The following is a 26,023-nucleotide window of genomic DNA, read 5'->3' on the forward strand; positions in this document are numbered from 1 at the left end:
GGCGGGCGGCGCGGGCAGTCAGGAGGGGAAGGGGATGCCATGCTCGCGATCGGTTTGATGTCCGGAACGTCGCTCGACGGGATCGATGCGGCGCTGATCGAGACGGACGGCGAGGCGGAGGTGCGCGCCATCGCCTTCCGCGGCGAGCCCTATTCGGATGCCGCGCGCGAGCAGCTGGCGGCGGCGACGGCGCTGGCGCTGACCTTCGACCGGCCGCGGCAGAGCCCCGATATCGTCGCGGCGGGCGAGTTGATCGACCGTGCGCATGCGCTGGCCGTCCACAAATTGCTGCGCGACGCGGGGGTGGCGGCGGCCGACGTCGCGGTAATCGGCTATCATGGCCAGACGATCGCGCACCGGCCCGACCGCGGCTGGACCTGGCAGATCGGCAGCGGCGACACGCTGGCGCGGGCGACCGGCATCACCACGGTCAGTGACCTGCGCAGTGCCGATGTCGCCGCGGGCGGGCAGGGGGCGCCGCTGCTGCCCGTCTATCACGCCGCTTTGGTGGCGGACCTGGCCAAGCCGGTCGCGGTGCTCAACCTCGGCGGCGTCGGCAACATCACCTATGTCGGTGCGGACGGGTCGTTGATCGCATTCGATACCGGCCCGGCAAACGGGCTGATCGACAGTTGGGTCGAGGCGGAGAGCGGCGCGCGCTACGACGCGGAGGGTGCGCTGGCGGCGGCGGGGCGGGTCGACGAGACGGTGCTGACCGCGATGCTCGACCATCCCTATTTCGATGCACCACCGCCCAAGTCGCTCGATCGGAACGACTTCACCATCCAGCCGGCACGTGGCCTGGCGGCGGCGGACGGGGCGGCGACGCTGACCGCCTTTACCGCGGCGACGGTCGCGGAGGCGCTGACCCTGCTGCCCGAACGGCCGCGGCAGCTGATCGTCGCGGGCGGCGGCCGGCACAATCCGACGCTGCTGCGGATGATCGGCGAGCGCACCGGATTGACGCCGGTGGCGAGCGACACGCTCGGCTGGAACGGCGATGCGATGGAGGCGGAGGGCTTCGCCTATATGGCGGTGCGGACGCTGAAGGGCCTGCCGATCAGCTTTCCCGGCACGACCGGCGTGCCGGCGGCGATGCCGGGCGGGGTGGTGAGCCGGGTTTAGGCGGCGCGTTCGTCGGCCGTCATTCCGCGCCGCGGCGGTCGTCCTTTCGACTGGCGTCATTCCCGCGCAGGCGGGGATCCAGAAACGCGACGGCCGCGCCTCTTGCGCTGAGGTCGGCGTGTCTGGATCCCCGCCTGCGCGGGGATGACGGTCTAGGTGCGGGGGCGCCCTGCCGCTCTAGTGTAGGGCAGCGGGCGCGGAGCCCGGCTGCCCTACCGCTTCGGCATCTCGCGGACGGCGACGTTCTGCGGGCAGCCGTCGATCTCGCGCAGCACGGCATAGAAGGCTTGAGCCATCGGCATCTCGCCGAGCTTGCGGGGCTTTGCCTTTGGCGTGCGGGAGCCGACCTGCGAGGCCTGGGGGCGTTCGCACTGACGGGGAGGCGGCTTGGCGGGCTTCGCGGACTGCGCCAGGGCCGGTGGCGCGACGAGCAGGACGAGGGGGAGCAGAACGCGCATCGGAAACCTCCTGTGCCGCGATCCTAACACGTCCGATCCGGTCCGACTAGCGTTTGCGGGTCAGTTCGCGCATCGCATCGTCGAGGCCGGCGAGGGTGAGCGGATACATGCGGTCGGTCATCAGCCGCCGGATCAGCCCGATCGACGGCGTATAGCCCCATTGCGCTTCGGGAATCGGGTTGAGCCAGACCGCGGCGGGGTAGGTGGCGGCGAGCCGCTGCAGCCACGTCGCCCCCGCCTCCTCGTTGAAATGCTCGACCGATCCGCCCGGCTGGGTGATCTCATAGGGGCTCATCGACGCGTCGCCGACGAAGACCAGCTTATAATCGTGGCCGAACTTATGAAGCAGGTCGGCGGTCGCGGTGCGTTCCTGGAAACGGCGGCGATTGTCCTTCCACACGCCCTCATAGGGGCAATTGTGGAAGTAGAAGAATTCGAGGTTCTTGAACTCCGCGGTCGCGGCGCTGAACAATTCCTCGCAGAGCCGCACCCAAGGGTCCATCGAGCCGCCGACGTCGAGGAACAGCAGCACCTTGACCGCATTGCGCCGCTCGGGCCGCATGCGCACGTCGAGCCAGCCCTGGCGGGCGGTGCCCTGGATCGTGCCGTCGATGTCGAGTTCATCCGCCGCGCCCTCGCGCGCGAAGCGGCGCAGGCGGCGTAGCGCCACCTTGATGTTGCGGGTGCCGAGTTCGCGGGTGTTGTCGAGGTTGCGGAAGTCGCGCTGTTCCCAGACCTTGATCGCGCGCTTGTGGACACTCTCGCCGCCGATGCGCACGCCCTCGGGATTGTAGCCGCTGTTGCCGAACGGGCTGGTGCCGCCGGTGCCGATCCATTTGCTGCCGCCCTGGTGGCGGCCCTCCTGCTCGGCGAGTCGTCGCTGCAGCGTCGCCATCAGCTCGTCCCACGAGCCGAGCGCCTCGATCCTGGCCATCTCCTCCGGGCTGAGATAGCGCTGCGCCACCGCCTTCAGCCAGTCGGCGGGCAGCTCGGCGGGGGCGGTGCCGTAGCTCGCCTCCAGGCCGCGGAAGACATGCGCGAAGACCTGGTCGAAGCGGTCGAGCAGGCCCTCGTCCTTCACATAGGTGGCGCGGGCGAGATAGTAGAAGGCGTCGGGGCTCGGCTCGATCACCTCCGCCTCCAGCGCCTCGAGCAGCAGCAGATGCTCCTTGAGGCTCGCCGGGATGCCGGCGCTGCGCAGCGCGTCGAGGAAGGTCAGGAACATGGCTGACGGTCTAGCGGCTTTGCCGATCGTCGCGCCAGCCCCGCCGGCGGATCGGCATGACCGCTATTTCGCCGCCACCACCGGCAGTTCGATCGCGCTGCCGTGCGCGCCGCCGTAATCCACCGTGATCGTCGCCTTGCGGTAATCGCCCGGCCGGGCGTTCATGATGCTCGGCACGAAGGTCTGCGGGTTGCGGTCATAGAGCGGGAACCAGCTCGATTGGACCTGCACCATGATCCGATGACCCGGCAGGAAGACGTGGTTGGCGTGCGGCAAGACGATGCGATAGCGCAGCGCCTGATTGGGCGCGATCGGCTTCGCCGTCGCAAAGCCCTCGCGATAGCGGCCGCGCAAGATGTCCATCGCGACCGGCAGCTGATAGCCGCCCATTTCCGGCTTGTCGGTATATTCGGCCGGATAGACGTCGATCAGCTTGGCGACGAAATCGCCGTCGCTGCCGGTGGTGCTGGCGAGCAGATCGACGACCGCCGCGCCGGAGATCGCCACCGGCCGGGTCAGCGCCGGGGTCTGCCAGACGAGCACGTCGGTACGATCGGAGAAGGGGCGCTGATCGTCGACCAGCCACTGCCGCCAGGTCGATCCGGTCGCATAGGTCGGCCGGATCGGGCGCAGGCGATAGGGGATCGGCTTGGCCGGATCGGAGACGTAGCTGTCGCGCCCGTTCGCCGTTGACGCATTCCAGTCGAGCGCGCCATTGCCGGCGAAATAGAGCTTGGTCATCGGCGCGGTGCAGGTCGCGTCGCAGGCGAGCGGCCAGGTCGGCAGCGTCTGCCAGCGGTTGCTGCCGGTCTGGAAGGCGGTGACCGGCGCCAGCGTGTCGCCGGCGCCGTCGCCCTTCAGATGCGCGTCGAGGAAGGGCAGCAGCACCTCGCGCCGGAACCACAGACCGGTGTCCGAATCGAAGCGGATCGCGCCCAGCGTCGATCCGTCGCCATTTGCGCCGCCATGCGCCCAGGGACCAAGGACGAGATGGTTGACGTGGTTCGGATCGACCTTGCTGACCGCGCGATAGGCGGCGATGGCGCCGTAGATATCCTCCTGGTCCCATTGCGAGGCGACCCACAGGGTCGGCACGGTCTGCGGCTGCTTGGGCAGGATGTCCTCCAGCGCCTGCGCCTGCCAGAACGCGTCATAGGCGGGATGGGCGAGCATCCGGTTGATCCAGGGCAATTGCTGCAGGCCGTGACTGCGGACGAAATCGCTCGCCGAGCCGGCGCGCAGGAAGACGTCGTAATCGTCATAGGCATCGCGCCACAGGTCGCCGGCATTGCCCTTCGCCGCGTCCTGCCCGTAATAATAATCGAAGCCGATCAGGCGGAAGGCCCCACCGTGGAAATCGTCGTCGTTCATCCAGGTGTTGATCACCGGGTTCATCGGCACCGACGCCTTCAACGCCGGATGCGGCTTCACCAGCGCCATCGCCGCCATCATGCCGTCATAGCTGGTGCCGATGATGCCGACGCGGCCGTTGCTGTTCTTCAGGTTCTTCACCAGCCAGTCGATCGTGTCATAGGCGTCGGTGCTGTGATCGACCTTGGTGCCGTTGAGCGGCCCGATCAGCGGGCGTTCGTTGACGTAATCGCCCTCCGACCCGTATTTGCCGCGCACGTCCTCGTAGACGCGGATGTAGCCGGCATCGAGCAGCATCGCATCGGAGGCGCGCACGGTCATCGCGCCGTGCGACGAGCTTTCCCGCTGCGTCGCGCTTTCCGCGCCATAGGGGGTGCGCTGCAGCACGATCGGCGCGTCGGTCAGCCCCTTGCGCTGGACGATCACCGCGTGAAGCTTGACCCCGTCGCGCATCGGAATGTCGACGCTGCGCCGCTCGAAATCGAAGGCGCCGTCGACCGGCTTGAACGTCTTGGGGATGTCGGAGCCGAGTTGCTGCGCCTGGCCGCCGGCCGCGAGTGCCGCAGCGAGCAGGGGGGCGGCGAGCAGGGACAGGGTAAGGGCGCGGCGCATCGGCAGGTCCTGTAAGCTTTTGTTGCTACAGGGATGACACAGGCGCGACGGGCGTGGAAGCGGCTAATCCATGTCGGTCGCACGAGCGCCCGTCGCGAAGCGGACCTAGCGCCGGCCGGCACCGGGGACATAGGCGTCGATCAGGGCGCCGACATAGTCAGGGTTGCGCGCCGACAGGCCGGCGGCGGCGCGTCCCTCGCCGTAGATGAAGCCCTTGATCGCGTAGATGCTGCCGCCGAGCCCGTCATTGTCGCGGAACCAGACCTTGACCTCGCTCCAGTCGTTGCCGGGCGAGACGTCGTACAGCGTGACGTCCTGTTCGGCATGGCCGCGCTCGCCATTCTGGCGCGACCAATTGGCGTGAGTGAGCATCAGCACGCGCCGCTCGACGATCCGGCTGACCACCGCGACATGGCCGAGCGGCAGGCGCGCCGTCTTGGCGAAGACGATGACCGAACCGACCGCGGGGCGATGACCACGCTCGTAGCGGCCTTCGGCCTGGTCCCACCAGGTCCAGGCATCGCCGTAGATCTGGATGCCGGAGGCGGCGCGGGCGAAGGGGACGCATTGGCCGACATAGTCGAGCAAGCTGCTCGCCATCGCGGCAGGCATGGTCGCCACCGCCACGATCGCTGCCACGGCCGAGATGCCGCATTTGGGAAGAATGCCCCGCATGACGCCTGCCATAGTCCGGCGGAGGTGACTGGCGGGTTGGCAGTTATGGTTAACGCGCCTCCGGGACGACCGGATGGAGGTCGGTCGCGGAGCAACGTCTTGCGCTCCAGACGTTACGAAAGCGTAATGGGATCAGTGGCGTTTGGCGGTATGGTGCAACTTAAAAGCGGAGTGCCGCGCCAATGCCGCACCAATGCCACTGCGCCGCGCCTGCCGTTCAGCGTCCCTGCCGCTTCGCCATGAAGGCGAGCCGCTCGAACAGCATCACGTCCGCCTCGTTCTTCAGCAGCGCGCCATGCAGCGGCGGGATCGCCTTGGTCGGATCGCGGTTCTGCAGCACCTCGAGCGGCATGTCCTCGTGCAGCAGCAGCTTGAGCCAGTCGAGCAATTCGCTGGTCGACGGCTTTTTCTTGAGCCCGGGGACGTCGCGCACCTCGTAGAAGAGATCGAGGGCGCGGCTGACCAGCAGCTTCTGGATGCCCGGGAAATGGACGTCGACGATCGCCTGCATCGTGTCGCGGTCCGGGAAGCGAATGTAGTGGAAGAAGCAGCGACGCAGGAAAGCGTCGGGCAGTTCCTTCTCGTTGTTCGAGGTGATGACCACGACGGGCCGTTCGGTGGCGCGCACCGTCTCGCCGGTTTCGTAGACGTGGAATTCCATGCGATCGAGTTCGTGGAGCAGGTCGTTGGGGAATTCGATGTCCGCCTTGTCGATCTCGTCGATCAGCAGGACGGGCGGCGTCGGATTGGTGAAGGCCTCCCACAATTTGCCTCGCCGGATGTAATTGCCGATGTCGTGGACGCGCGGGTCGCCGAGCTGGCCGTCGCGCAGCCGTGCGACCGCATCATATTCGTACAGGCCCTGATTCGCCTTGGTGGTCGACTTGACGGTCCATTCGATCAGCGGCGCGCCGATCGCCTGCGCGATCTCATAGGCGAGGACGGTCTTGCCGGTGCCGGGCTCGCCCTTGACCAGCAACGGGCGACGCAGCGTCACCGCGGCATTGACCGCAACCTTCAGATCGTCGGTCGCGACATAGCTCTGGGTGCCCTCGAAACGCTGCATGCCCGGTCCTTCTGGAAGATCGGGTATGGCGATAGGCGCGATGGCGGGGCGACGCAAATCCCGTCGGCCGGGGTGGTCAGCCCTCGCGGGCGCTGGCGCGGGCCTCCAACAAATTCCACAGCGCGCGGTGCTGCGCGAACAATTGCTGCGCGCCGAAGCAGACGGCGCGTTCAGTCGCTGGCGAGGCACCGAGTTCCGCAACCCGCGCGGCGGTGACCGTTTCCGGCGGAAAGCCGAGCGCCGGTGCCTCGATGCCGAAGCGGCTCGCGGCCTGATCCAGCAGCGCGCGGATCACCGCCCAGTCGACGACGAGCGCGGCGACGGCGCCGGTGGCGCAGCCCCGCCGTTCCGATCGGGCGAGCATCTCGATGGCGTGGCGGCTGGTGAGCAAAGCGGTTTCGCTTTCCGCCTGACCGGGGGTCGAGGGCAGGGGGCCAGCGGCGGCGGCGAGATGCGCGATATAGCTGCGCTCGCCGACGAAGGCCTGCGCGATCGATTCGAGCCAGTCGCACGCATCGGGCTGCGCGCAGGCGTTACGTGCGTCGGCCGCGAGACCGGGATGGTGGCCGTGCACCGCACAGAGCGCATGCACCGCATCCGACAGGTCGCGCGCGGGCGGCGATTGTCCCAGCAAATGGGTCACATAGGGATGACAGGCGCTGCCATCGGTTGCGGACAGGCGGAGGACGGCTGTCCAAGCGCTCGTGTGCCAGGCCGTTCGTGCCGTGTCCAACATGCTACCCCGATGCGAGCATTGCGGCGGGCACCGTTGCCCGACCCGTCGCTTGTCGACTTCCGACCTATACGAAGCAAGTAAAGACGCGGTTGATGACGCGCTAACCAAAGCCCAAGAAAGCTTTACCGCGGCGAGCCGTGGCGTATGAACGCCGTCACGAGGGGTGGGGGCGACAGGGATGCGGGCATGGTTGGTGGGAGTGGCATGGGCAACGGCGGGGCTGATCGTGGTGAACGCTGATGCCCAGGTCCGCGCGCCCGCCGCGGTGGACGCCGACGTTGGCGCGCTGACGCTGCGGCGCGTCTTCGCCAGCCCCGACCTATCGGGGGCGCAGCCAAGCGAATTGCGCCTGTCGCCGGACGGCAGCCTGCTCACCTTCCTGCGACCGCGCGCCGACGAGAAGGAGCGCAGCGACCTATGGGCGCGCGACACCCGCACCGGTGCCGAGCGGATGCTGGTCGACAGCAAGACGGTCGGCAGCGGCGCCGCGTTGAGCGAGGCCGAAAAGATGCAGCGCGAGCGCGCGCGGATCGGCGGAGCCAAGGGGATCGTCACTTATGACTTCGCGCCCGACGGCCGGTCGATCCTGGTACCGATCGACGGCGATCTCTACCTGGCATCGCTCGACGGCGGCGTTCGTCGGCTGACCGACCGGCCGGGCGGCCAGCTCAACCCGGTGATCTCCCCCAAGGGCGCCTTCGTCAGCTTCGTGCGCGACCAGAATGTCTTCGTCCAGCCGCTCGACGGCGGTGCGGCGCGCGCGCTGACCACGGCGGGCGGCGGCACCGTCCACTTCGGCGAGGCGGAATTCGTCGCGCAGGAGGAAATGGACCGCCGCACCGGCTATTGGTGGAGCCCCGACGAACGCTACGTCGCCGTCGAACGGTTCGACGAAGCGCCGGTCCATGTGGCGACGCGCGCGTCGATCGGCGCGACCGGGACCAAGACCTACGATCAGCGCTATCCGGCGGCGGGCACGCCCAACGTGCTGGTCGAGCTGCATGTAATGCGGCCGGACGGCTCGGGCCAGGTTAAGGTCGACCTCGGCGCCGATCCCGACATCTATCTGGCGCGGGTCGACTGGACGCCCGACGGCAAGACGCTGCTGGTCCAGCGCCAGAGCCGCGACCAGAAGACGCTCGACATGCTCGCCGTCGACCCGACCACGGGCCGCTCGCGCGTGCTGTTCACCGAACGCGCGCCCGCGACAAGCTGGCTTCACCTCAGCGACAGCTACCGGCCGCTCGGCGACGGCAGTCTGATCTGGCGCTCCGAGCGCGACGGTTATGGCCATCTCTACCGCTGGCAGCCGGACGGGCGCTGGACCCAGCTGACCGAAGGGCGGTGGGTCGTCACCGGGCTGGTCGGCGTCGACGAGCGTGCCGGGCGCGTCTACTTCCTGGCCAACAAGGACGACGTGCTGGAGCAGCATATCTATGCCGTCGATCTCGCCAGGCCGAAGATCGTCACCCGGCTGACCGAGGCCGGCTGGACCCATGCCGCGACGATGGACGCGGCGGCCAGCCGCTTCATCGTCCGGCGGTCCAATCCGGCGCAGCCGACGCAGGTCTATCTGGCCGATACATCGGGCAAACGCGTCGCCTGGATCAACGAGAATGCGATCCGGCCCGGCCATCCCTATTATCCCTTCCTTGCCAGCCACCGGCCGACGCAGTTCGGCACGATCAGGGCCGCCGACGGCTCGGTGCTACACTGGGAGATGATCACCCCGCCGCTTGAGCAGGGCAGACGCTATCCGGTGTTCTTCCAGCATTACGGCGGCCCGGGCAGCCAGACGGTGACGCGCGGCTGGCAGGGGGCGCTGCCGCAATGGCTGGTCGATCAGGGCTATATCTTCTTCCAGATCGACAATCGCGGCTCGCCCAATCGCGGCCGGGCGTTCGAGAACCAGATTTATCACGCGATGGGCACGGTCGAGGTCGCCGACCAGAAGGCGGGCGCGGACTATCTGAAGACGATGCCGTTCGTCGATCCGGCCCGGATCGCCACCTATGGCTGGTCGTACGGCGGCTATCTGTCGCTGAAGATGCTGGAAAAGACGCCGGGCGTCTATGCCGCGGCGGTGGCCGGGGCGCCGGTCACCGACTGGCAGCTGTACGACACGCATTACACCGAACGCTATCTCGGCGATCCCGCCAAGGATCCGCAGGGCTATGCCGAATCGGCGGCGGTGGCGGATGCGTCCAAGATTCGCGAGCCGCTGCTGCTGATCCACGGCATGGCCGACGACAATGTCTTCCTCGACAATTCGACGCAACTCGCCGCGGCACTGCAGGGCAGCGACACGCCGTTCGAGATGATGTTCTATCCCGGTCAGACGCATCGCGTCGGTGGACCGGGGATCAGCGAGCATCTGTGGCGAACGATCCTCGACTTCCTCGACCGCAACGTGAAGAACGCTCCCGCGCCTGCCGCGGCGCATTGACCGGAGCCCCGCCATGCCGCTGATCGCCCTTGCCCTGCTCGCCGCCGCGCCGGCGACCTGTTCGCTGACCCAGCCCGACGCCTGCCTGACCACGGCCGAGCTGCTCGCGGCGCCTGGGGCGACCGACGCCATCCGTGCGGTGGTCGGCGGCCAGCGCGCCAATCTGCTCAGCGATGGCCTGCCCCCGGTCGCCGACCAAGCGCTGGCGGTGCTGGGCGGAGAGGCGGACAAGCCGCAGCGGATCGGCGGCGCCTGGCTGTTCACCGCCTGCCGCCAGGATGCCTGTGGCGAAAAGGGCGCCGTGGTGGTCGATGCGGCCGGCAAGATCGCCGCGGTCGGCGTGGTTCATGGTGCCTGCGGCGTCGAGGTGCAGAAACCCGGCTGCGGCCGCCGGCTGTCGTTGTCGCTCTACGGCGGCGACGCGATGGTCCGTTACCGCCGTGCCATCGTGGAATGGGCGGAAAAGGTCAGCGATGCGGGACGGCTCGACGTCTATGAGGATGGCATCAACGAGCCGGTGATCGCGATCGAGGGCGAGTTCGACGGCGACCGGCTGCCCGATCGCGCCGCCGTGGTCGCCAATGCCGGCGGGCAAGGATATCGTCTGGAGGTGGTGCGCGGCGCCGACCCGCGGCATCGCGCGCTGGTCACGGCGGTTTCCGACCCCAACGGCTTCCAATTGGCGCAGGGCGACCATGGTACGTTGCGCTTCGGCCCGAACGCGGCGATGCAGGCGCGGTGGGCCGGCGACCATTATGTGACCGGCAAGTGACGAACCGGCGCCGCCGCTGCGCGGTCGGATGCGCGAAGGCAGCTAAGCAAGGAGCATGGCGATGCTGAAGGCAACGACCCGGCGCGCGCTGCTGGTCGCGATCGGGGCGACGATCGCCGTGCCGGCGGCGGCGCAGCGCCGGCCGCCGCTGGTCCTGGCCGCGGCCAGTCTGCAAGGATCGCTCGACGCGGTCGCCGACGCCTGGGCCCGCCAGGGCCATCCCCGTCCGGTCATCTCTTATGCGGCTTCCTCGGCCCTGGCCCGGCAGGTCGAGGCGGGCGGGTCGGCGGACCTGTTCCTCTCCGCGGACCAAGCGTGGATGGATGCCCTCGCCGCCAAGCGGCTGATCGTGCCGGCGAGCCGCGCGACCCTGTTGGGCAATCGTCTGGTCATCGTCGCGCCGGCGACGCGTGACGTCCGCATCCCGCTCGCACCGGCGGCCCTGGCGCGGACGCTGTCGGCCGGGCCGCTGGCCATGGCCGATGCGCCGGTGCCGGCGGGTCGCTATGGCGAGGCGGCGCTGCGCGCGCTCGGCGTGTGGCAGCAGGTCGCACCGCATGTCGTGCGCGGCGACAGCGTCCGCGCGGCGTTGACGCTGGTCGAGCGCGGCGCGGCCCCGCTCGGGATCGTCTACGCCACCGATGCGCAGGCGTCGCCTCGAGTCCGTATCGCCGGCGTCTTTCCGGCGCGCAGCCATCCGCCGATCACCTATCCGGTCGCGCGGCTGGCCACGTCGAGCAATCCGGAGGCGGAGGCGTTCCGCCGCTATCTGCACGGCGGGACGGCGCAGGCGATCTTTCGCCGCTATGGCTTCACCGCGGCCCGTTAGAGCGTGCTGACGTCACAGGAATGGGCGGTCGTGGCGCTGTCGCTCAAGGTCGGCGGCACCGCCATCCTGGCGACGCTGCCCGCCGCCTTCGGCCTTGCCTGGCTGCTCGCCCGCGCGCGTTTTCCCGGCAAGCTGCTGCTCGATGCGGTCGTGCACCTGCCGCTGGTGGTGCCGCCGGTGGTCACCGGCTGGGTGCTGCTGCTCGCCTTCGCACCGGCGGGGCCGATCGGTGCGCCGTTGCAGAGCTGGTTCGGCGCGAGCGTGCTGTTCCGCTGGACGGGCGCGGCGATCGCCGCGGCGGTGATGGCGCTGCCGCTGATGGTGCGCGCCATGCGGCTGTCGATCGAGGCCGTCGACCGGCGACTGGAAAGCGCCGCTCGAACCCTGGGGGCGACGCCGGCGCGCGTGTTCTGGACGATCACGCTGCCGCTCAGCCTGCCCGGCGTGCTCGCCGGCGCGGTGTTGGGCTTCGCCCGTTCGATCGGCGAATTCGGCGCGACGATCACCTTCGTCTCCAACGTGCCGGGGCAGACCCAGACTCTGCCCCTGGCGATCTATTCGGCGCTGCAACAGCCTGGCGCGGAGACGATGGTGTGGCGGCTATCGGGGATCGCGGTGGCGCTCAGTCTGATTGCCCTGCTGGTCTCCGAGCTGCTCGCGCGGCGTGTGCGGCGGGGCCTGCATGTCCTTTGAGATCGACGTCGCGCGGCGGCTGGGCGAAGTAGAGGTGGCGCTGTCGCTGGTGGCGGGGCCGGGGCTGACGGTGCTGTTCGGTCCGTCGGGGGTCGGCAAGACCAGCGTGCTCAACATGGTCGCCGGTCTGCTGCGCCCGGACCGTGGCCGGATCGTGGTCAACGGGCGGGTGCTGTTCGACGCCGCGACCAGAATCGATCTGTCCCCGGAGGCGCGGCGCGCCGGCTATGTCTTTCAGGAGCCTCGGCTGTTCCCGCACCGGCGGGTTCGCGGCAATCTGCTGTATGGCGCATCGGACGAGTACGGCCTGGCGCCGCTGGCGGCGATGCTGGGGATCGGCCATCTGCTCGACCGCTGGCCGCGGACGCTGTCGGGGGGCGAGGCGCGACGGGTGGCGATCGGCCGCGCATTGCTGCGCGATCCGGCATTCCTTTTGCTCGACGAGCCGCTGTCGTCGCTCGATCGGGCGCGGCGGGACGAGATCATGGCGGCGATCGAGCGCGTGCGTGACGCCGCCGGACTGCCCATCCTGATGGTAACGCACGATCTGGAAGAAGCGGAAAGACTCGCGACCCGTATCATTCGGGTGTGATATTAGATCAGAGGTCGCACCGTTTAAACCGCTGTGACGACGATCAGCAATTGCCGGGCTTGCTCATCGTGCCCTATCGAGCAAGACGGATCGGTTGCGATCATCGCTATGTACCTCCCTTGACTCGCTCTCACAACTTTCCACGGCCCGAAGCCACCGGGGGTGTCGGGACAAGTTCTTTACGCTGTCCAGCTTGGCCACGTCATCCATTGAGCGCTTGTTGCAGATCGCTTTTCCCGCAATGCGCTGAGGTGGCCGGAAGGGGCATGCCGCTGCCGGCCGGTCGCTTGCAGTGAGCCGAAGCTCGGCCCGCGCGGACCGAGCTCTGATCGCGATTCATGGCCCCCGATCAGCGGCGCATAGACGCGATCGCGAGCCCACCACCCATGACCAGCGCGTCCTCGACGAAGCCGGTCGCGGTCTGGCCCCAGCGCTTCATCGCTGCCTTCCGCAATGCAATGCCCGCGTAGGACGCGCCGATCGCCGTGACCGCGGCCAGTGCCGCGGCCGCCATACGTTGCTGCTTAGGCGCGAAGGCCGCACCGGCATAGGCCGCGGTCAGCGTCCGGCCGATCAGCCCGGCGGGCACCGTACGGTCTGGCGCGGTCTTCATCTTGTCGCCGGCCATCTCGCTCGCCGCGGCGATGATCGCTCCCGAGGTGCCGAGCGGCCCGCGAAACAAGGCGCGTCCCGGTGCGTCGGCGGGCAATGTGTCACGCTGCGCGGCAGTGGCGACGGCCGCCAGTGGGGTCATCGCGCGCTGGCCCGCGACGAGGCCGATGAGAAACGAGCGGAGCATGGCGGGACCTTTGGGTAGGGAATGACAGCCAATTCAACTCGCGACGGACGCCGTGGTTTCCCGCTCACGCGGCGCGCCATGCTCCCTTCGGTGCGAGCAGGACGGCCAGCAGGTAGAGTCCGCCGGTGATCAGCAGCAGGTTGTTGTAGCCGGTGAACAGCGAGGCATATTCCAGACAGCCGCCGACGATCGTGCCGAGCAGGTTGATGGCGAGCGCCGCCTGGGAATCACCGGCGTCGCGGAAGCGCTTGGCGAAGGCGACGTTGGCAAGGAAGATCGGCAGGAAGGCGAGCACCGTGGCGGCGATCAGGCGCGGCGCATAGGGGAGCGGCAGTAGCCATTCGGGACGGATCACCCAGGCGAGCGCCAGTGACGCGGCGATACCGGCGAACACCACCGGCAGGCGCGGCGTACGAACACGGCGGGTCGTCTCGATCGCGGCCAGCACGACCAGCAGTACTCCGGCAAAGACCAGTGCGTTGACCAGCCAGGTCGTGCCGAACAGCAGCGCGAAGGTCGCCACGTTCTTGGTCTCGAGCAGCAGGAATGCCGCGCCGAGGAAGAACAGGTCGGCATAGGGTCGCATCTGGCCGAGCGGTCCGCCAAGCAGCCTAACGGCGACGAGCGAGGTCAGCAGGATGGCGATCAGTGTGACGGCGTAGAAGGGTGGGAAGGCATCGCCGCGGAAGTAGAGGAACGGCCGATCGTCGGTCGCGGGTGCGACCACCGTGGCGTCGTGCGGGCGCCAGCGACCGGCGCACCGCTGGCGCGCGGGATCGAGCGCCACGCTGATCACCGCCTGTGCATCGCCGAAGGTGTCGACGCAGGGCGCATGGCTGAAAGCGGCTGCGGCGGTCCCCGCGAGGCGGTTGATCAACCAGGGTTCTCGATAATAATTGTACATCGCGAACGCGCCGCCAGGTTTCAGGTGGCGGCGCACCGAAGCCATCGCCTCTTGCGTGAACAGGAACGATTCGAGGCGGATCTGCGAGGCACCGCTGACCAGGGTCAGCGAATCGGGCAGTGCGAACAGGATCAGATCGTAGCGTTTGTCGGTGCTCTCCAGGAACGCGCGGCCGTCATTGGTATGACGCACGACCTTGGGATCGGCATAGGGCCGGTCGATGTTCCGTTCCGCCCCGATCGCCAGGATGCGCGGGTCGATGTCGACGGCGTCGACGTGTGCCGCGCCCTGGCTCAGCGCGATCGCGACGTCCGAACCCGATCCGGCGCCGACGATCAGCACGTCTTGCATCGGATTGCCCGGCAGGCGCAGGTACGGCGTCTGGTAGATCCGCTCGCCATGGTCCAGCTTCCAGCGGGCCGGCGCCATCAATTGGTGGGGAACGCCACTGACGTTGATCTGCAGGAAGCCGGGGCCGTGGTTCGGCTGCTCCTCGGTCGTCACCTTGTAATAGGGCGACCAGCTGGTGCCGGGCGTGAAGGTTTCGACGCCGAGCACGAGGACGATCGTCGCCGCAGCAACACCGGCGATGAGCCGGTTGCCGGGCTGCGTCAGCACCAGCGCGGTGCCGGCGGCGATGATGCCCCAGGCGAGCGAGGGCGCGTGAGCGACGCTGAGCAGCGTGAACACCGCAATGCCGACCAGCGACCCCATGATATCGTAGCGATAGGCGGTCAGTGGATCGAGGCGCGCGAAACAGCGCCCGACCAGCTCCGCGGGACCGGCCAGGATCGTCGCGGTGAGCGCGAACAGGATCGGCAGCACCAGCCACGCCGGGGGCCCATGCAGCTTGAGTGAGGTGAAATAGATGATGTCCGCCCCGCTCCGTTCGATCGTAACCGGAAAGGTCAGCACGCCGAGCACCAACAGCGCGAGCAGCGGCAGCGTCAGCGGCCATACGGACCAAGGTTTACGCGAGATCAGGAAGCCCGCTCCGACGCCCAGGAACGAGCCGAGCAGGATGAAATTGGAAAAATAGGACAGGTGGACGACGTTGGCGCCGAGCCAGCGGATCAGCGCGAGTTCCAGAAACAACATCAGCGCGCTGGCGGCCACCAGCCGACGCGCAACGCCGCTGGTGCCGTCGCTCGCCGGAGCGGCCCGCCGGTTGCCTGTGATGCTCATGTCGCCGAAGGTCGTGTCCACGCGTTCCCCCCTGTAATCAGCAGCCAGCCTAGAACCGGGTGGTTAACGACGCGCTAAAGATGTCCGCCTGCTGCTGGACATGGCCAAACGAAAAGGGGGCGGCCCGTTGCCGGACCGCCCCTTTGCTCGCGAAAGATGCAGGACGCGTGTGGCCGAGCCACCCGCGCGATCCGTCGCGCTTAGCGCTTCGAGAACTGGAAGCTGCGACGCGCCTTGGCGCGGCCGTACTTCTTACGCTCGACGGTGCGGCTGTCGCGGGTCAGGAAGCCCGCCCGCTTCACCGGGGTGCGCAGCGCCGGCTCATACTTGGTCAGCGCCTGGCTGATGCCATGCTTGACCGCGCCGGCCTGGCCCGACAGGCCGCCGCCCTTGACGGTGCAGACGACGTCATACTGACCTTCGCGTTCGGTGATGCCGAACACCTGGTTGATGACGAGGCGCAGCGTCGGACGCGCGAAATAGATTTCCTGGTCACGACCGTTGATCGTGATCTTGCCGGTGCCGGGCTTCAGCCAGACACGGGCGACCGCATCCTTGCGGCGACCGGTGGCATAGGCGCGGCCCTGCTTGTCGAGCTCCTGCGCGCGCAGCGGCGCGGTCTGCGTCGGCTCGTTCAGCTCGCCGGCGAGATAGGCGTCGGCGCGGGTGTCGGAATCGGCCTGCGCGGCCTCGCGCTGCTGGTTGAGCGCGGCGCCGAGATCGGAAAGGGACTGGCGGTTGTCGGACATTATGCGCCCACCTTGTTCTTGCGGTTCATGCCCGCGATGTCGAGGACCTCGGGGTTCTGCGCGTCGTGCGGATGCTCCGAGCCGGCGAAGATGCGCAGGTTGCGCATCTGCTGGCGACCCAGCGGGCCGCGCGGGATCATGCGCTCGACGGCCTTTTCCAGCACGCGCTCGGGGAAGCGACCTTCCAGCACCTTGGCGGCGGTGACGCCCTTGATGCCGCCGGCATAGCCGGTGTGCTTGTAATAGACCTTCTGCGCGGCCTTGTTGCCGGTGAAGCGGATCTTGTCGGCGTTGATGACGATGACGTTGTCACCGCAATCGACGTGCGGGGTGAAGCTCGGCTTGTGCTTGCCGCGCAGCACGTTGGCGATGATCGTCGCCGCACGGCCGACCACCAGGTCGGTGGCGTCGACGATGTGCCACTTCTTCTCCACCTCGTGCGGCTTGGCCGCCTTGGTGGTCTTCATGAGCGCCTTCATGGCGGGACCTTTCCGGTTCGAAACGAGACGCGCCGCCTGTGACGGGCGGCGCGAACGACCGGGCTATTGCTGGAAGGGCATCGGAAAGTCAAGCAAAGTGCGGCTTTGCTGACGGGTAAAATGATACCCGAATGGGTTATGGGCGACGGGCGGCGCCTCAGCCGGTCAGGCAATCCCTGACCCAGGCGGCGCCTGCCTCGTTGGTCTCGACCGTCCAATGTTCGATCGCGGGCAGGGTATAGCTGTGCAGGTCGGCGATCCGCGCCACGACCGCATCCACCCGCTCGGGCAGCGTCTTGAACTGGGCGAGGGCCTCGTGGCTGCTCTCAAGCGCATCTTGCCAGCGATAGAGCGACAGGCAGGGCGCGAGGATGTTGATACAGGCGACCAGCCGTTCCACGACCAGCCGGCCGCCGATCGCGCGCGCCTCGTCCAGATCGGCGAAGGTCGCCTGGACCAGCGCGATCGCCGTCACGCCAGGCGCAACGCGGGCCGCCGCCCGACCGCATGCGCGGCAGTGACCGCGGCGATCAGCAGCAGTGCGGCATTCGCCTGATGCGCAACCGCGACGACGATCTGGACGCCGCTGGCAAGCGTCGCGATGCCGAGCAGGATCTGCAGCGTGACCAATGCGATAACGACGAAGCCGGCGCGTGAGCCGGCGCGGGTCGCGGCGACCGACAGCCAGACCAGCCCCGCCGCGGCGACGAACGCCCACCAGCGGTGGATGAACTGGACGACGACGGGATTGTCGACGGCATTCTGCCAGGCCGGGCTGACCATCGGCACGCCGCTCGGGAACAGGCTGTCGCCCATCAGCGGCCAGCTGGAGAAGGCATAGCCGGCATCGAGGCCGGCGGTGAACGCACCCCAGCAGATCTGCACGAACAGCAAGGCCAGCGCCGCGATGCCGACCGTCGTCAGCCGCGCCGGCGCCGCCAGCGGATCGCGATCGCGCGCGGCAAGATCCAGCCCCGTCCAGACGATGCCGGCCAGCAGGGTGAGCGCGGTCAGCAGATGGATGGCGAGGCGGACGTGGCTGACGTCCGTCCGCACCGACAGGCCGCTCGCCACCATCCACCAGCCGATCGCCCCCTGCAGCCCGCCGAGCGCGAGGATCGCGGTCAGTCGCCAGCCATAGCCGGCCGGGATGCGCCGGCGGATCGCGAACCAGATCAGCGGCAGCGCGAAGGCAAGGCCGATGACGCGGCCGAGCAGGCGATGCGCATATTCCCAGAAGAAGATCGCCTTGAACCCGGCCAGCGTCATGCCCTGGTTGAAGGCGGCATATTCGGGGATGCGCTTGTAGCCGGCGAATTCCGCCTGCCATTGCGCCTCGGTCAGCGGCGGGATGATGCCGCTGATCGGTTTCCACTGGGTGATCGACAGGCCCGACTCGGTCAGCCGGGTGATCCCGCCCACCACGACCATCGCGACGATCAGGCCGGCGACGATGAACAGCCAGAGGGCGAGGGCACGGGGCCGGGTGCGCGAGAGGAAGGCGGCGCTGGGCTGAAGCATGGCGCCGCCATACGCCCATTTCGCCGTCCTCACCAGCGATCGCGGCGCACCCGGCACGATTATCCGCGGAACGATGTCGCGCCCGACCGAAACGCGGTCGGCGCTTGCTATAGTGAGGGCGGCATCGGGAGAAACACAGTTGAGCTTGGCCCAGAAGTGCCGCCTTGGCGGCTTCGTCATCCTGACAACCGTTTTTCTGGCAGCCCTTATCGCCGGATTTGGCGTCAATGCCATTCGTGTCGGCGGTCCGAGTGGCATGCGCATCCAACAGGTGAATGATCTGCAGGCGGAAATTTTGCCGCCGCCGGCCTATATCATCGAACCGTATCTGGTCGCGACGCTGCTCATCCAGCAGCCGGAGACGCTGGCGGCACGCCGGGTGGAGCTCGGCCGGTTGGAGGCCGCCTATCGCGGCAGCGTCGCACGCTGGCGCGCTGCCTCGCTCGATCCGCGGCTCGCCAATTTGCTGTTTCGTGGCGTCGTGCCGTCGGCGGACCGCTTCTGGCGCGAGCTCCGTCTGGAGATGCTCCCCGCGATAGAGCGGGGCGACAGGGTCGCGGCGCAAGCCAGCTATGCCCGGCTGACCACCGCCTATCAGCGCCACCGTCAAGGCGTCGACCGGCTCGCGGCCGCGGCGGGTGCGGCGCACGGCATGATCATGGCGAATACCCATGCGACCCTGCGCACCATGATTGGCATGCTGCTCGCGCTCGGCGTGCTCGTGACGGCGCTGCTGGTGGCGGCCGTCGCCTATGTGATTGGCAAGGTGCTGCGCCCGATCGGCGAGACGGCGGTGGCGATGCAGACGATGGCGGCGGGCAATCTGCGGCTGACCCTGGTCGGCAGCGATCGTCAGGACGAGATCGGCGCGATGGTAAAGGCGACCGAGGTCTTCCGCGCCGCCGCCCGGGCGCAGGTCGATCATGGTACGGCCCAGAAGGCGGTGGTCAGCGCCCTGGCGACGGCGTTGCAGCGGCTGGGCGAGGGCGACGTCACCCATCGCGTCGGCGACGGCCTGCCCCAGGAGTATCACGATCTGGCGCGCTCGTTCGATACGGCGATGGAGCAGCTTTCCGACACGCTCCGGCGCGTCGAGGCGTCGGCCGTCGCGGTCCGCACCTCTGCCGGTGAGGTCAATATTGCGGCGGGCGATCTGTCGCAACGGACCGAGCAGCAGGCCGCCTCGCTGGAGCAGACCGCGGCGACGATGGACGAGATCACCGGCGCGGTGCGCGAGACGGCGTCGGGGGCGAACCGGGTCAGCGAGATCATGCGTCTGGCGCGGGAGGAGACCGAGCGCTCCGGGCTGGTCGTCCGGCAGGCGACCGAGGCGATGGCGGCGATCGAGCGGTCCGCGCAACAGATCTCGCAGATCATCGGCGTCATCGACGCGATCGCCTTCCAGACCAATTTGCTTGCGCTCAACGCCGGGGTGGAGGCCGCGCGTGCCGGCGATGCAGGCCGGGGTTTCGCCGTCGTCGCGTCCGAGGTACGGGCGCTCGCCGGCCGGTCCGCCGACGCGGCCAAGGAGGTGAAACAGCTGATCGGCGCGTCGAGCCAGCAGGTCGGGGTCGGCGTCGATCTGGTCGGCGAGACGGGCCGCGCCCTGGCCGCACTGGTGATGCGCGTCGCGGAAGTCACCGATCTCACCGCCGAGATCGCCGCGTCGGCCGAACGCCAGTCGACCAGCCTGCAACAGATCAACATCGCGGTCGCGGAGATGGACGGCACGACGCAGGAGAATGCCGCCATGGTCGAGGAGGCAACGGCGGCGGCCACCCATCTCGCCGGCGAGGCCGAGCGGCTGACGCAGGAAGTCGGCCGCTTCCGGCTCGACACCCGGCCGCGGCCGTCGGGGCTTCCGATTGCCACAAGCCCCGAGCAACGGCCGCCGGCCGGGCGGCGTCGCGTCGCGCTCCGGGCGGTGTGACGCGAGCCTGATCCGCCCGGCCGCCGGCTCCGCATGACCACGAACTGGCAAAGAAAACACGGGACCGGGTTCGATGTGATGTTGTAACCTGGCGCGACTAAGCCTAGATGGTCGCACACGATGACGACCATTCTTCATCCGCGCCGCTGGGGGCTTGGACTGGATCGCATGGCGATCGCGCTATCGGGCCTCTGCGTCGTGCATTGCGTCGCCAGTGCGGTGCTGCTCGCAATGCTGTCGGCGGCGGGTGGTCTGCTCCTCAACCCGATCTTCCACGAAGTCGGGCTGGTCTTCGCAATTCTGCTCGGTGCGATCGCGCTCGGCCGCGGGATCGCCGAGCATGGCTATTGGATGCCCGCTGCGATGGGCGCGTTCGGCCTCGGCATCATGGCGGGGGCGATGAGCCTGCCGCACGACGGCGGCGGTGCCGAGACGCTGTGGACCGTGATCGGCGTCGGCCTGCTCGCGTTCGGCCACGATCTCAATCGCCGCGCCACCGCCTGAGGCGGGCGAGGGTAGCTTGCCCCGACCCGGCCGCATCCCTAAATCGCCGCCATGGCGCACACCCATCACGAACCTCAAGGCGAAGAATTGGCCGACGTCGCGCGTGCGACGCTGGAACGCGCCGGCGAACAGTGGACGCAGATGCGCGCCGCGGTGTTCGGCGCGCTCGCCGGTTTCGACAAGCCGGCCAGCGCCTATGATCTGGCGGAGGCCGTATCGGCCGATCAGGGACGTCGCGTCGCGGCGAACAGCGTCTACCGCATTCTCGACGTCTTCGTCGCCGCCAATCTGGCGCGCAAGGTGGAGAGTGCCAACGCCTATGTCGCCAACGCCCATCCCGATTGCGTCCACGATTGCATCTTCCTGGTGTGCGATTCCTGCGGGCAGATCGTGCACCTTGACGACGATTCGCTGACCCGCGGCGTCCGCTCCGCGGCGCAAGATGCCGGATTCTCGCCGGTTCGCCCGGTGATCGAGGTGCGCGGCACCTGCGCCGCCTGTCGTCGCGCGGCGTGACCGGGATCAGACCGGCAATCGACACTCTCCGCCATTACGAGTAAGCGGGTCCGATGGCCGACCTTCCTGACACGCCGCTGCTCGATACCGTCAATACCCCGGACGACCTTCGCCAGCTGAAGCCCGACCAATTGCGGCAGCTCGCCGACGAATTGCGCGCGGAGACGATCTCGGCGGTGGGTACCACCGGTGGCCACCTTGGGTCGGGGCTGGGCGTGGTCGAGCTGACCGTCGCCATCCATTACGTGTTCGATACGCCGACCGACCGTCTGATCTGGGACGTCGGTCACCAATGCTATCCGCACAAGATCCTGACCGGCCGCCGCGACCGCATCCGCACGTTGCGCCAGGGCGGCGGCCTGTCCGGCTTCACCAAGCGGACGGAGAGCGAATATGATCCGTTCGGCGCGGCGCACAGCTCGACCTCGATCTCGGCGGCGCTAGGCTTCGCCACCGCCAACCGCCTGACCGGCTCGCCCGCCAAGGCGATCGCGGTGATCGGCGACGGTTCGATGTCGGCCGGCATGGCCTATGAGGCGATGAACAACGCCGAGGCCGCCGGCAATCGCCTGATCGTCATCCTCAACGACAACGACATGTCGATCGCGCCGCCGGTCGGCGGCCTGTCCGCCTATCTGTCGCGGATCGTGTCGAGCCGCGAGTTCCTCGGCGTCCGCGACGTGCTGCGCAAGCTCGCCCGGCGCCTGCCGCGGCCGCTGCACAAGGCGGCGCGCAAGACCGACGAATATGCGCGCGGGCTGACCATGGGCGGCACGCTGTTCGAGGAACTGGGCTTCTACTATGTCGGGCCGATCGACGGCCACAATCTCGAGCATCTTATCCCGGTGCTCGAGAATGTCCGCGACGCGCCGGAGGGGCCGATTCTCGTCCATGTCGTCACCAAGAAGGGCAAGGGCTATGCCCCGGCCGAGGCGGCGGCGGACAAATATCACGGCGTACAGAAGTTCGACGTGATCACCGGCGCGCAGGCCAAGGCGCCGCCGGGGCCGCCGGCCTATCAGAATGTGTTCGGTGACCAGCTGGTCAAGGAGGCCGAACGCGATCCGACGATCGTCGCGATCACCGCGGCGATGCCGTCGGGCACCGGCGTCGACCGTTTCGCCAAGGCCTTTCCCGACCGCACCTTCGACGTCGGCATCGCCGAACAGCATGCGGTGACCTTCGCGGCGGGCCTCGCCGCGCAGGGGATGCGGCCGTTCTGCGCGATCTATTCGACCTTCCTGCAGCGCGCCTACGATCAGGTCGTCCACGATGTGGCGATCCAGAACCTGCCGGTGCGCTTCGCGATCGACCGGGCCGGCCTGGTCGGCGCCGACGGCGCGACCCATGCCGGCAGCTTCGACGTCACCTATCTGGCGACCCTGCCCAATTTCGTCGTCATGGCCGCGGCGGACGAGGCGGAGCTGGTTCACATGACCCATACCGCCGCCTGTCACGACACTGGCCCGATCGCGGTCCGCTATCCGCGCGGCAACGGCACCGGCGTGGCGCTGCCCGAGGTGCCGGAGCGTCTGGAGATCGGCAAGGGCCGGCTGGTCCGCGAGGGCAAGACGGTGGCGATCCTGTCGCTCGGCACCCGCCTCGGCGAGGCGTTGAGGGCGGCGGATGTGCTGGAAGCCAAGGGACTGTCGACCAGCGTCGCAGACCTGCGCTTCGCCAAGCCGCTCGACGAGGCGCTGATCCGCCGCCTGCTCACCACGCACGAGGTCGCCGTGACGATCGAGGAAAATGCGGTCGGTGGCCTCGGCGCGCACGTGTTGACGATGGCGAGCGACGCCGGCCTGATCGACGGCGGCCTGCGTCTGCGGACGATGCGCCTGCCCGATGTGTTCCAGGATCAGGACAAGCCCGAGAAGCAATATGCCGAGGCGGGCCTGGACGCCGATCATATCGTCGAGACGGTGCTGAAGGCGCTGCGCCATAACAGCGCCGCCGTGCCCGAGGGCGCGCGCGCCTGAGCCGGCGTGCCGTCCCGCGATAGGAGCGGGACGGCGCGACCGTCACCCGCCTAGCGTAACTCCGGGCACGACGGCCGCGGCCAGGCCGTTGCGGCCCGGTCGCGCCGCAGGTCGGCGCCGCTGCGCGCCGTCGGCTCCGGTCCGTCGCCGAGGCCGCGCCACAGCGCCGCGTTGAAGGCGGCGGTGTCGAGATGATCCTCGGTGCGGAAGTTCTGGCCGCGCATCGCCGCCGTCCACCAGTCGGCGTTGCGCCCCGGGCAGCCGACGGTCGCCGCGATGCGCGGCGCGAAGCGATCGGCGGGGATCGGCAGCTGTGTCGTATGGAGCACGTCGGCCGCCTCGGCCCGGTAGGTCCAGTCCGCCTGCGCCGGGTCGAACAGATCGGCCATCGGCATCGCCAGTCCGTCGTTGAGGCCGAGCGGCTTCAGCCCCAACACCGCCTCGATCGTGCGGAGCACGTTGACCGTGGTGTAGCGCGTCGACACCAGTGCCTGCTGGCGGACGTAGGGTCCGACGACATAGGCGATGCTGCGCCGTGCATCGACGTGATCGGCGCCGTTCTGCGCATCGTCCTCGATGACGAAGATCAGGGTCGAACCGGCGGCGCGGCTGTGCGCGATCCGCTCGACGACCAAGCCCAGCGCATAGTCGTTGTCCGCCATCTGCGTTTCGACCGTGTTCACTCCGTCGATCGCGCTGTCGAAATCGCCGAAATGATCGTGGCTGAGCCGCAGCAGCGTCAGCGCCGGCAGTGTACCGGCCGCATCCGCGGCGTCGAACTCCCGCTGCCATTCGCGCACCCGCCAGAAGTCGGCGAGCTTCTGGTCGAAACCGCGGAAATACGGGTCGCTGCGACTGGCGAGCAGGCGATCGCCCGGCGTGTAGATGCGCCGGTGCGTCGTCCACGGCTCGCGGATCACCGGCACCGCCCCGGGTTCGCCCGTGTCGTAGATCGAGGCGTCGGAGAAACCGTAGTTGCGCACCGACAGCCCGGCGCGGATCGCCGCATCCCACAGGAAACCTTGGCCGGGCTTGTCGTCGTCGTCCGGGTCAGGCGCGGTCAGCAGCGCCGGCCCGGGCATCAGGTCCGGGTCGGTCGACAGCTTCGGGTTGGTGGCATGGCGTTCGGCCGCGGTCTGCTGGGTATAGACGAAGCGATCCGCTTCCTCCGCCTCATAGGCGAGGCCGCGCTTGGCGTAGTTTACGGGCGCGGTCTTCTCCAGCAGGTCCGGCGCGCGTGCCGCGGTCGACCAGGTCCAGCCGGTGCTCGATTGCTCGCCCGAGTCGTAGAAATTGTCGAGCGTGACGAACTGGCGCGCCAGTCGGTGATGGTTGGGCGACAGCGCCCGGCCGAGGATGGCGAGGTGCGGATCGCCGTTGCCGATCTCCAGGTCGCCGAGCACCTGGTCGTAGGTGCGGTTCTCCTTGATGATGAACACGACGTGCTGGATGCGAGCGCGGATCGCGGCCATGCGCGCGTCCGCGGCGGCGCGCGCCGCCGCGTCGGGCAGGCCGATGTTGCGGGCGACCTGCAGCGTGGTCGCGGCGAGGGCGGCGTCGCCGGGCATGGGCAGTTCGAGCAGCCCGGCCTTTTCGAGCTGGAAGATATATTGGTTCGCCGCGCCGCAGGCGTCGGGCTGGCCGCGATAGATGGCGAGCCGCGGTGCGCAGCCCTGCGGATTGGGGCCGGGCGGGCTCTTGCGATTGACGACGAAGACGCGGCGGCCCGCTGGGCCGGTGGCGACGGCGCTGGGATACCAGCCGGTCGGGATCAGCCCGGTCACCGTGCCGCCCCCCGGCGCCGGCGCGACGACCGCTACGGCGTTGATCCCGCCCAACGTCACCAGCAATCGTCCGTCGGGTAGCTGCGCGAGCCCGTTCGGATTGAGGCCCTTGCCGACCGGGACGGCGGAAAGTCCCTCCGGCAGCGTCAGCCTGGGTTCGGCCGCGAGCCGTGCGCTGGCAAGGTCGACGATGGCGAGGCGGTCGGCATTGTCCTCCGTCGCGAACAGCCGATGCTGGCGCGTATCGACCAGCAACGCCGTCGGTTCGCCGAGGGTGGAGACGCGACCCGTCACCCGCACGCCGCCCCCGTCGATCGCCAGCGCGACGAGTTGACGATCGCGCGGGGCCGAAACCCACGCACGACCGGCATCGGTCCAGAGGATCGCAAAGGGGTTCTCGCCGCCTGCGACGCCGCTTTGGCGGGGATCGATCTTGCCGGGGCGAAGATCCTGTTCCGCCAGCACGCGCCGCTCCGCCAGATCGACCAAGGTCACGGAGTCGTTGTAATAATTGGCGACCAGCGCGCGTCGGCCGTCGGGGCTGATGGCGACGCCCGCCGCCTGTGGCTTGACGTCCGCGCCCAGTCCTGCCGCATGGCCGAGTGGGATCGATCCGGCCGCGGCGAATTGCTGGCCGCGGCGCGCGAACAGATAGAGCCGGTCGTCGACGCCGCCGCCGACGGCGAAGGCCCGCCTGTCTGGCGTCCAGGCAATGCCGCCGAAGCTGTTGGGCACCTGCAGCGTCTGGATCAACCGGCTGCCGCGACCGTCGATCCGGTAGCGGAAGACATATTGCGTCGACCGGGCGGCGGCGATCTTGCCGTCGGCACCGTTGAAGCGGTTGAAGCCGCTGGTCAGCACCAGCATCTCGCGCCCATCCGGGCTGACCGCGATGGCGGCCGCGCCATCGACCATCGTCGCAGAGCCAGAGCCGACCGCGAGCGGCGCGAAGCGGGCGCCGGGTGCAGCCGTCGGCGTCAAGACTTGGCCCGTCGGCAGGGCTTGTCCTTGCGCTTCCGGTTGCACTTGACCGGCGGCAGCGGGCCCGGCGACGAGAACGGCAACGGCATAGA

The 26,023-nt window shown here is 68.7% G+C and carries 23 protein-coding genes; 10 read left to right on the forward strand and 13 right to left on the reverse strand.

Features of this window, described 5'->3' with window-relative positions:
* Positions 1 to 39: 39 nt before the first annotated feature.
* Positions 40 to 1,125 carry an anhydro-N-acetylmuramic acid kinase gene (locus ACU5AX_RS01210; protein ID WP_446689332.1) on the forward strand — a complete coding sequence of 362 codons (1,086 nt, stop codon included), beginning with the start codon at positions 40 to 42 and terminating at the stop codon, positions 1,123 to 1,125.
* Positions 1,126 to 1,337: 212 nt separating this feature from the next.
* Here ACU5AX_RS01210 and ACU5AX_RS01215 read toward each other — a convergent pair whose 3' ends face one another.
* The 6 genes from ACU5AX_RS01215 to ACU5AX_RS01240 form a co-directional block, all read right to left on the reverse strand.
* Positions 1,338 to 1,583, reverse strand: a complete 246-nt coding sequence (locus tag ACU5AX_RS01215) for a hypothetical protein (protein ID WP_446689333.1) — start codon at positions 1,581 to 1,583, stop codon at positions 1,338 to 1,340.
* Between the two features lie 46 nt (positions 1,584 to 1,629).
* A complete protein-coding gene (locus tag ACU5AX_RS01220; RefSeq protein WP_446689334.1) occupies positions 1,630 to 2,808 on the reverse strand; it encodes a vWA domain-containing protein in 1,179 nt (392 codons plus the stop codon).
* A 63-nt stretch (positions 2,809 to 2,871) separates the two neighbouring features.
* Entirely contained in the window at positions 2,872 to 4,791 is a 1,920-nt protein-coding gene (locus ACU5AX_RS01225; RefSeq protein WP_446689335.1) for a CocE/NonD family hydrolase, read from the reverse strand.
* Between the two features lie 105 nt (positions 4,792 to 4,896).
* Entirely contained in the window at positions 4,897 to 5,466 is a 570-nt protein-coding gene (locus ACU5AX_RS01230) for a CHAP domain-containing protein (RefSeq protein ID WP_446689336.1), read from the reverse strand.
* Positions 5,467 to 5,683: 217 nt separating this feature from the next.
* The gene (locus tag ACU5AX_RS01235; protein WP_446689337.1) at positions 5,684 to 6,532 is read right to left on the reverse strand and encodes an AAA family ATPase; all 849 of its coding nucleotides are present in this window, start codon (positions 6,530 to 6,532) and stop codon (positions 5,684 to 5,686) included.
* A 76-nt stretch (positions 6,533 to 6,608) separates the two neighbouring features.
* Positions 6,609 to 7,268, reverse strand: a complete 660-nt coding sequence (locus ACU5AX_RS01240; protein WP_198353096.1) for a DUF6975 family protein — start codon at positions 7,266 to 7,268, stop codon at positions 6,609 to 6,611.
* A 178-nt stretch (positions 7,269 to 7,446) separates the two neighbouring features.
* On the opposite strand from ACU5AX_RS01240, the gene ACU5AX_RS01245 reads away from it, so the two are divergent.
* The 5 genes from ACU5AX_RS01245 to ACU5AX_RS01265 all read left to right on the forward strand — a co-directional run bounded on the left by ACU5AX_RS01245 (position 7,447) and on the right by ACU5AX_RS01265 (position 12,600).
* Positions 7,447 to 9,714 (forward strand): S9 family peptidase, encoded by a 2,268-nt coding sequence (locus ACU5AX_RS01245; RefSeq protein WP_446689338.1) that lies wholly within the window; start codon positions 7,447 to 7,449, stop codon positions 9,712 to 9,714.
* Between the two features lie 13 nt (positions 9,715 to 9,727).
* Positions 9,728 to 10,486, forward strand: a complete 759-nt coding sequence (locus ACU5AX_RS01250) for a hypothetical protein (RefSeq protein ID WP_446689339.1) — start codon at positions 9,728 to 9,730, stop codon at positions 10,484 to 10,486.
* 61 nt (positions 10,487 to 10,547) lie between these two features.
* The gene (modA, locus tag ACU5AX_RS01255; RefSeq protein ID WP_446689340.1) at positions 10,548 to 11,315 is read left to right on the forward strand and encodes a molybdate ABC transporter substrate-binding protein; all 768 of its coding nucleotides are present in this window, start codon (positions 10,548 to 10,550) and stop codon (positions 11,313 to 11,315) included.
* 3 nt (positions 11,316 to 11,318) lie between these two features.
* Positions 11,319 to 12,008: a molybdate ABC transporter permease subunit gene (modB, locus tag ACU5AX_RS01260; protein WP_446689341.1), complete on the forward strand. Its 690-nt coding sequence runs from the start codon at positions 11,319 to 11,321 to the stop codon at positions 12,006 to 12,008.
* Positions 11,998 to 12,600: an ATP-binding cassette domain-containing protein gene (locus ACU5AX_RS01265; protein ID WP_446689342.1), complete on the forward strand. Its 603-nt coding sequence runs from the start codon at positions 11,998 to 12,000 to the stop codon at positions 12,598 to 12,600. The genes modB and ACU5AX_RS01265 overlap by 11 nt, the downstream gene beginning before the upstream one ends.
* Before the next feature lie 349 nt (positions 12,601 to 12,949).
* Here the strand turns inward: ACU5AX_RS01265 and ACU5AX_RS01270 are convergent, their stop codons facing one another.
* From ACU5AX_RS01270 to ACU5AX_RS01295, 6 genes are all read right to left on the reverse strand, one after another.
* Positions 12,950 to 13,399, reverse strand: a complete 450-nt coding sequence (locus tag ACU5AX_RS01270; protein WP_446689343.1) for a DUF4126 domain-containing protein — start codon at positions 13,397 to 13,399, stop codon at positions 12,950 to 12,952.
* A gap of 64 nt (positions 13,400 to 13,463) precedes the next feature.
* Positions 13,464 to 15,488 carry a spermine/spermidine synthase domain-containing protein gene (locus ACU5AX_RS01275; protein ID WP_446689344.1) on the reverse strand — a complete coding sequence of 675 codons (2,025 nt, stop codon included), beginning with the start codon at positions 15,486 to 15,488 and terminating at the stop codon, positions 13,464 to 13,466.
* Positions 15,489 to 15,688: 200 nt separating this feature from the next.
* On the reverse strand, positions 15,689 to 16,237 hold the full coding sequence (gene rpsI / locus ACU5AX_RS01280) for a 30S ribosomal protein S9 (RefSeq protein WP_198353088.1): 549 nt from the start codon (positions 16,235 to 16,237) through the stop codon (positions 15,689 to 15,691).
* Positions 16,237 to 16,716 carry a 50S ribosomal protein L13 gene (gene rplM / locus ACU5AX_RS01285; RefSeq protein WP_198353087.1) on the reverse strand — a complete coding sequence of 160 codons (480 nt, stop codon included), beginning with the start codon at positions 16,714 to 16,716 and terminating at the stop codon, positions 16,237 to 16,239. The genes rpsI and rplM overlap by 1 nt, the downstream gene beginning before the upstream one ends.
* A 157-nt stretch (positions 16,717 to 16,873) precedes the next feature.
* Positions 16,874 to 17,191, reverse strand: a complete 318-nt coding sequence (gene cutA, locus ACU5AX_RS01290; RefSeq protein ID WP_446689345.1) for a divalent-cation tolerance protein CutA — start codon at positions 17,189 to 17,191, stop codon at positions 16,874 to 16,876.
* Positions 17,188 to 18,237: a COX15/CtaA family protein gene (locus tag ACU5AX_RS01295; RefSeq protein ID WP_446689346.1), complete on the reverse strand. Its 1,050-nt coding sequence runs from the start codon at positions 18,235 to 18,237 to the stop codon at positions 17,188 to 17,190. Before ACU5AX_RS01295 ends, cutA begins: the two co-directional genes overlap by 4 nt.
* A gap of 256 nt (positions 18,238 to 18,493) precedes the next feature.
* On the opposite strand from ACU5AX_RS01295, the gene ACU5AX_RS01300 reads away from it, so the two are divergent.
* From ACU5AX_RS01300 to dxs, 4 genes are all read left to right on the forward strand, one after another.
* The gene (locus ACU5AX_RS01300) at positions 18,494 to 20,167 is read left to right on the forward strand and encodes a methyl-accepting chemotaxis protein (protein ID WP_446689347.1); all 1,674 of its coding nucleotides are present in this window, start codon (positions 18,494 to 18,496) and stop codon (positions 20,165 to 20,167) included.
* A gap of 120 nt (positions 20,168 to 20,287) precedes the next feature.
* On the forward strand, positions 20,288 to 20,671 hold the full coding sequence (locus tag ACU5AX_RS01305) for a MerC domain-containing protein (RefSeq protein ID WP_198353083.1): 384 nt from the start codon (positions 20,288 to 20,290) through the stop codon (positions 20,669 to 20,671).
* 51 nt (positions 20,672 to 20,722) lie between these two features.
* Positions 20,723 to 21,187, forward strand: coding sequence for a Fur family transcriptional regulator (locus ACU5AX_RS01310; protein WP_446689348.1), 465 nt, complete (start codon positions 20,723 to 20,725; stop codon positions 21,185 to 21,187).
* A gap of 53 nt (positions 21,188 to 21,240) precedes the next feature.
* Positions 21,241 to 23,166, forward strand: a complete 1,926-nt coding sequence (gene dxs / locus ACU5AX_RS01315; protein ID WP_446689349.1) for a 1-deoxy-D-xylulose-5-phosphate synthase — start codon at positions 21,241 to 21,243, stop codon at positions 23,164 to 23,166.
* A 50-nt stretch (positions 23,167 to 23,216) separates the two neighbouring features.
* Here dxs and ACU5AX_RS01320 read toward each other — a convergent pair whose 3' ends face one another.
* Positions 23,217 to 25,931 (reverse strand): bifunctional YncE family protein/alkaline phosphatase family protein, encoded by a 2,715-nt coding sequence (locus tag ACU5AX_RS01320; RefSeq protein ID WP_446689350.1) that lies wholly within the window; start codon positions 25,929 to 25,931, stop codon positions 23,217 to 23,219.
* Positions 25,932 to 26,023: the final 92 nt, after the last annotated feature.

The sequence above is a fragment of the Sphingomonas benefaciens genome (assembly GCF_052907485.1).

Excerpts from the sequence above, each read along its gene's own strand:
- ACU5AX_RS01210 (WP_446689332.1), top strand. The coding sequence starts at position 40 with ATGCTCGCGATCGGTTTGATGTCCGGAACGTCGCTCGACGGGATCGAT.
- ACU5AX_RS01215 (WP_446689333.1), bottom strand. The coding sequence starts at position 1,583 with ATGCGCGTTCTGCTCCCCCTCGTCCTGCTCGTCGCGCCACCGGCCCTG.
- ACU5AX_RS01220 (WP_446689334.1), bottom strand. The coding sequence starts at position 2,808 with ATGTTCCTGACCTTCCTCGACGCGCTGCGCAGCGCCGGCATCCCGGCG.
- ACU5AX_RS01225 (WP_446689335.1), bottom strand. The coding sequence starts at position 4,791 with ATGCGCCGCGCCCTTACCCTGTCCCTGCTCGCCGCCCCCCTGCTCGCT.
- ACU5AX_RS01230 (WP_446689336.1), bottom strand. The coding sequence starts at position 5,466 with ATGCGGGGCATTCTTCCCAAATGCGGCATCTCGGCCGTGGCAGCGATC.
- ACU5AX_RS01235 (WP_446689337.1), bottom strand. The coding sequence starts at position 6,532 with ATGCAGCGTTTCGAGGGCACCCAGAGCTATGTCGCGACCGACGATCTG.
- ACU5AX_RS01240 (WP_198353096.1), bottom strand. The coding sequence starts at position 7,268 with ATGTTGGACACGGCACGAACGGCCTGGCACACGAGCGCTTGGACAGCC.
- ACU5AX_RS01245 (WP_446689338.1), top strand. The coding sequence starts at position 7,447 with ATGCGGGCATGGTTGGTGGGAGTGGCATGGGCAACGGCGGGGCTGATC.
- ACU5AX_RS01250 (WP_446689339.1), top strand. The coding sequence starts at position 9,728 with ATGCCGCTGATCGCCCTTGCCCTGCTCGCCGCCGCGCCGGCGACCTGT.
- modA (WP_446689340.1), top strand. The coding sequence starts at position 10,548 with ATGCTGAAGGCAACGACCCGGCGCGCGCTGCTGGTCGCGATCGGGGCG.
- ACU5AX_RS01265 (WP_446689342.1), top strand. The coding sequence starts at position 11,998 with ATGTCCTTTGAGATCGACGTCGCGCGGCGGCTGGGCGAAGTAGAGGTG.
- ACU5AX_RS01270 (WP_446689343.1), bottom strand. The coding sequence starts at position 13,399 with ATGCTCCGCTCGTTTCTCATCGGCCTCGTCGCGGGCCAGCGCGCGATG.
- ACU5AX_RS01275 (WP_446689344.1), bottom strand. The coding sequence starts at position 15,488 with ATGAGCATCACAGGCAACCGGCGGGCCGCTCCGGCGAGCGACGGCACC.
- rpsI (WP_198353088.1), bottom strand. The coding sequence starts at position 16,237 with ATGTCCGACAACCGCCAGTCCCTTTCCGATCTCGGCGCCGCGCTCAAC.
- rplM (WP_198353087.1), bottom strand. The coding sequence starts at position 16,716 with ATGAAGGCGCTCATGAAGACCACCAAGGCGGCCAAGCCGCACGAGGTG.
- ACU5AX_RS01295 (WP_446689346.1), bottom strand. The coding sequence starts at position 18,237 with ATGCTTCAGCCCAGCGCCGCCTTCCTCTCGCGCACCCGGCCCCGTGCC.
- ACU5AX_RS01300 (WP_446689347.1), top strand. The coding sequence starts at position 18,494 with ATGCGCATCCAACAGGTGAATGATCTGCAGGCGGAAATTTTGCCGCCG.
- ACU5AX_RS01305 (WP_198353083.1), top strand. The coding sequence starts at position 20,288 with ATGACGACCATTCTTCATCCGCGCCGCTGGGGGCTTGGACTGGATCGC.
- ACU5AX_RS01310 (WP_446689348.1), top strand. The coding sequence starts at position 20,723 with ATGGCGCACACCCATCACGAACCTCAAGGCGAAGAATTGGCCGACGTC.
- dxs (WP_446689349.1), top strand. The coding sequence starts at position 21,241 with ATGGCCGACCTTCCTGACACGCCGCTGCTCGATACCGTCAATACCCCG.